General features: G+C 62.1%; 1 protein-coding gene. It reads left to right on the top strand.

Annotation, left to right across the window (positions count from 1 at the left end; all coding sequences use genetic code 11):
* Window positions 1-934: 934 nt before the first annotated feature.
* A partial coding sequence (locus ABTW95_RS35665; protein ID WP_500228638.1) for a DUF262 domain-containing protein occupies window positions 935-1,307 on the top strand: 373 nt, incomplete at its 3' end.

The following is a 1,307-nucleotide window of genomic DNA, read 5'->3' as shown; positions in this document are numbered from 1 at the left end:
TCGACTTCGACCACCAGCGCTCCCTCAAACGAGAGGTCATCGCCCACCTGGGCACTCTGGACTTCGTCGCCGCCCGCGAGAACGTGGTGTTCCTCAGATGCACACCGCGTCCACGACCTGCACGCCGGCCTCCTCACGTCGCCCCAACCAGCCGACAGTGAAGCCAAAGCCCGCCGAACTCACGGCAGGTCACTCGCTCCAGGAAGCCCGAACCTCATCACCGCGATGGAGAAGTGGGGAGCCAAATGCACCCCGTGCTACCCAGGTAGCAACCGCCACTGACCACATCCCGCAGACCCAAGCGCACCGGGTGTGGACCCTGAAGCAGCAGCAACGTGACAGGGTCAGTGGGTGACGTCGTAGGCATCCCAGCCGCGCACGGAAAACCAATCAGGACGGGCTGCACCTGCTGGTGCTGGACGGCACGCTCATCGCCCGACTGGCCGTACTACTCGGCCAAGCACCGCTGCCACGGCATGAACGTGCAGGTCACCACCGGTCTCGACGGATGATCCTCTGGACGTCGGGGGCGATGCCCGGCCGCACGCACGAGCTGACCATCGTCCGTGTGTGGGGCATTCTGCGCGAGCTCGAAACGGCTGGGATTATCACGCCGGCCGACAGCGGACGCCCAGCTCAAGAGCTGGCGGCTCCTCCGCAAGCTTCGCTGCAGCCCCAGCAAGGCCGACCACCTCGTCAAGGCCATCACTGTCCTACAGAACTATGAAGCCACCGGGGATGAAAAGGGTCAATGATGGTACGGCGACCTTCACTCCCTAACATGTGCTATGCCACGCAGACCACTTCGCCTCTGCAGCTCGAGCGTCAGACCATGGTCGGAGAACTCCTTGTCCACGATCCTCGAATATGGCTAGGGTATAGCTCCTCAGCGACCGCGTTCAGACCATTACGGTCATGCTTCTTTGGATGGAACATGAAGGCCGATACTCGAACGATCAGAGACATCTTCCAGGGTGACCGCCGGTTTGTCGTTCCGGTGTACCAACGCCCCTACGTCTGGAACCAAGAAAAGCAGTGGGAGCCACTGTGGGGCGACATAGAAGCCACCGCACGGAGGCTCGCTGAAACTCGAATCGACGGACACAAAAAAGGAATTGAGGCAGCCAAAGCCGACCAGTCAGCTGCTCCGCACTTCCTCGGAGCGGTCGTCATTGAGGCGCGGGCTGTGATGACCGGCGACGTCGACACCCGCTTAGCCTCGATCCACCGATGGTGTATCGAGGTCGATCTCTCGGTCTTTTCGGGAGGACGGTTGAGTTGTCGGCCGCCCGCGGGCAGGGGTGATC

Source organism: Spirillospora sp. NPDC127506, assembly GCF_040302145.1.
GTDB lineage: Bacteria > Actinomycetota > Actinomycetes > Streptosporangiales > Streptosporangiaceae > Spirillospora.
The sequence above is the reverse complement of the archived record's forward strand: the minus strand, read 5'-3'. Positions and strand labels throughout refer to the sequence as shown.